This window comes from Caulobacter sp. HMWF025 (assembly GCF_003060965.1).
Taxonomy (GTDB): Bacteria; Pseudomonadota; Alphaproteobacteria; order Caulobacterales; family Caulobacteraceae; genus Caulobacter.
The window spans coordinates 1-3,563 of sequence record NZ_QAII01000004.1 but is presented as its reverse complement, the minus strand read 5'-3'; the positions used below and the strand labels follow the sequence as shown (position 1 = coordinate 3,563).

Here is a 3,563-nt window from a genome sequence, read left to right as displayed (position 1 = left end):
TGCCGGGACCGCGCGCGCCGGCTTCGCCGCTGCGGACCGTAGTATTGACCCAGTACATCCCGGCTTCCGGCAGGGTGAACTTCACCGCGCCGTCAGCACTGGCCTTGACCTTGATCTCGCCGGGGCTGGCCCGCCAGCGCGAACCGCCGGGGATGAAGGTCACCTCCAGGCCGTCGGCCGGCTTGCCGTCGACCAGGAACCTGAAGGTCGCCGTCTCGGTGGCCACCAGATCATTGGGGTGGGTCACCGGCACCAGTTCCAGGCCCTTGCCCGTCGGCTTGAACACCTCGGTCGAGGGTTTGTCGCGGCTGACATAGGTTTCGTTGCGGTTGAAGCTGCGGATCGTCTTCAGGTCGGCGGCGCCGGCCGGAACCTGGCTGGCGAAGTCTTCGGGCGAGCCCCGGAAGCGCTTGACCTCGCCGTTCTCGGTCCAGCTGGCCTGGATGGTGCCCGAGGCCGAGCCGATCTTCCAGGTGCCGGCCTGGTTCAGCTGGACGTCGAAGGTCGAGCGGTACTGGCCGGTCGAGGCGTTCTGCAGCTTCTGGGTCGAGCCGTCGGGTGCCGTGACGGTCACGCCGTCGAGGCGCATCGGACGGTGGTCGGGATAGAACAGCTCGTTGGAGATGGCGGCATCGACCGTCACCCATGAGCCGTCGCCCGACAGCACGGTGAACGACGGCAGCAGCCAGCCCCGGTGGGCATTGGCGGCCAGCGGGGCGGTCAGGGCCAGGCCGGCGGCCGCGACGGCGAGAAGGCGGGTCTTCAGGGTCATGGCTTGATCTCTCACTTCACGGCGACGGTGACGGTGCCCAGCTCGGCCGAGCCCTTGGCAGATGCGGGCTTGCCGGGCTTGCCCCAGCTGAACGGCACGCGGACGGCCTCGTGACCCCCGACTTCGCGGGCGGCCTCGACGACGAGGGTGTACTGGCCGGGCTTGAGGCCCTTCAGGGCTCCCTTGGCGCCGCTGAACACCAGCTTCTGCGGGCCGGGCGCGCGGGTCGCGCCGCTGACGCCGTCGGCGGGGAAGCTCATCTCGCGGCCCGCCTTGCGCCACCACTGGCGCATGTCCTTCAGCCACTTGGTGCCGTGGTCTTCCTTGGAGTCGGCGTCATACCAGACGGCCAGGGTGCCGGCGGCGCTGGCATCGGCAGTCTCGATCCAGATCGAGACATAGGGGCGGTGATACTCGGCCACCGACAGGCGCGGGATCTCGACCGTGACATTGAGATCGGCGGCCAGGGCCGGCGAGGCCCCGACAGCGGCCCCGGCGAACGTCAGAAGGGATACGGAACGCTTCACGAAAGACACCTCAGAGGTGGACAAAAAGGATGATGAGGATGAGCGGCGCAGCCAGGCCCGCCGCGACCAGCGGCCAGGTCAGGGGGCGGGCGCGGGCGTGGAACTGCAGCAGGATCAAGCCGGTGACCGTGAACACGACACAGGCCGCCGCGAAGATGTCGATGAACCACGCCCAAGCCTTGCCGGTGTTGCGGCCCTTGTGCAGGTCGTTGAGCAGCGAGACGGCACCGCGCGTGGTCTTCTCATGCTCGACGGCCCCGGTCTCGCGGTCAATGGACAGCCAGGCGTCGCCGCCGGGCCGGGCCAGGGCGACATAGACCTCGGCCTCGGACCATTCGGCCTCGCGTCCGGCGATGTCGGTTGCGACGGCCTTGTCCAGCCAGTGCTGGATCTTGAGCGGGAGGGGGCGCTTGCCCTCGACCGGGCCCCTGGCCAGGTCGGCGATCAGGTTGGCGGGCAGGGTGGCCTTGCGGCTGACCACGACGGGCTCGGCCTCAATGGCCCCGGCATGGTTCAGGGTGATCCCGGTGATCGCGAACAGCAGCATGCCGATCAGCGACAGGGCCGCACTGATCCAGTGCCACTGGTGCAGTTGCTTCAGCCAGAAGGAGCGGCGGTGGGCGGCAGTCGACACGGTCAGCGATGAATCCCGGGTGGACCCCGATACGGGGACGGCTTGTCCATACTTGAGAACGAATTGCAATTTCAAGTGCGAGTTCGCATGCGGCATGTTGCCGGATGATTTCAGCCGGACGGAGGAGCGCCGGGCGGGCCGCCCGTGAACCGGACCGGGGCTGTCGCAAGGCTCCCGGCCTGTTCGCTGCGCCCGGGCAAGTTGGCCTCGACAAGTCACCGAGAACACAAGAAACATTCCGGCCTCGGACTGCGACACGCACGGTCGCGGCTGCTTTGGGGTGTGTTGTGAGATCGTTGCTCTTTTCCGTTTCGGTTCTGACCCTGGCCGCGACGGCCGCTCTGGCCGAGCAGCCCCTGCCGCAGCCGGCACCGCCCAGCCCGGCGATCCAGGCGGCCCGCGACGTGCCCTATCCCGGCACCCTGAAGCTGTCGGTGGATGCCACGGACCTGGCCCGCAGGATCTTCGACATCCGTCAGACCATCCCGGTGGCCAAGCCGGGCAAGTTCACCTTCTACTATCCGCAATGGGTTCCCGGCGGTCACTCGCCGCGCAACGACATCGACAAGATGGCCGGCCTGGTGGTCACGGCCGGCGGCAAGCGCCTGGCCTGGACGCGCGATCCCGTCGAGGTCTTTGCCTTCCATGTGGATGTGCCCGTCGGCGTGACCGAGCTGAATCTCAGCTACCAGTTCCTGTCGCCGGTCGAGGCCCGGGTCGGCCGCCAGGTGATGACCCCGGACATGCTGAACCTGCAGTGGCTGCAGATGGGCTTCTATCCGGCCGGCTATTTCACCCGCCAGATCCCGATCGAGGCCAGCGTCAAGCTGCCGGAAGGCTTCCAGTTCGCCACGGCGCTGGAGACGGCCCGCACCGAGGGCCAGACCACGACCTTCAAGGTCGTGCCGTTCGAGACCCTGGTCGACTCGCCGATGTTCGCGGGCCGCTACTTCAAGTCCGTCGATCTTGATCCCGAAGGCCCGGCACGGGTGCGCCTGAACATGGTCGCCGACCGGCCCGAACAGCTCGAGTTCAAGCCCGAACACATCCATGCCCACAAGGATCTCGTCCAGCAGGCCTACAAGCTCTACGGCTCGCGCCACTACGATCACTATGACTTCCTGGTCGCCCTGTCGGACCAGCTGGGTGGCATCGGGCTGGAGCATCACCGCTCCAGCGAAAACAATGTCGGTCCCAAGTACTTCCAGGACTGGGACAAGGGCTTTGTCGGGCGCGAACTGCTGCCCCACGAGTTCACCCACTCGTGGAACGGCAAGTTCCGGCGCGGGGCCGATCTGTGGACCCCGACCCTCAACACGCCGATGCGCGACAGCCTGATGTGGGTCTATGAAGGCCAGACCCAGTACTGGGGCAATGTCCTGTCCTCGCGCTCCAACCTGCTCACCAAGCAGCAGAGCCTCGACTCCCTGGCCATGACGGCCGCGACCTTCGACAATCGCCGGGGCCGTGACTGGCGCAGCGTGGCCGACACCACCAACGATCCGATCATCGCCAACCGCAAGCCGCTGTCCTGGCTCTCGTATCAACGCAGCGAAGACTACTATTCCGAAGGCCTGCTGGTCTGGCTGGATGCCGACACGCTGATCCGCGAAAAGACCGGCGGCAAGAA

4 protein-coding genes are annotated in these 3,563 nt (G+C 67.1%); 1 reads left to right on the top strand and 3 read right to left on the bottom strand.

The genetic code is table 11. The features are described from left to right. The 3 genes from DBR10_RS00690 to DBR10_RS00680 all read right to left on the bottom strand — a co-directional run. Positions 1-772 (bottom strand): DUF4198 domain-containing protein (locus DBR10_RS00690; protein ID WP_108556078.1); only part of this gene is annotated, 772 nt, incomplete at its 3' end. An 11-nt stretch (positions 773-783) separates the two neighbouring features. Continuing rightward, positions 784-1,299, bottom strand: a complete 516-nt coding sequence (locus tag DBR10_RS00685) for a DUF2271 domain-containing protein (protein WP_108556077.1) — start codon at positions 1,297-1,299, stop codon at positions 784-786. 10 nt (positions 1,300-1,309) lie between these two features. After that, on the bottom strand, positions 1,310-1,933 hold the full coding sequence (locus tag DBR10_RS00680; protein WP_233243141.1) for a PepSY-associated TM helix domain-containing protein: 624 nt from the start codon (positions 1,931-1,933) through the stop codon (positions 1,310-1,312). 287 nt (positions 1,934-2,220) lie between these two features. Between DBR10_RS00680 and DBR10_RS00675 the strand changes: the two genes are divergently transcribed. Then, on the top strand, positions 2,221-3,563 hold a 1,343-nt coding region (locus tag DBR10_RS00675; protein WP_233243139.1), incomplete at its 3' end, for a M61 family metallopeptidase.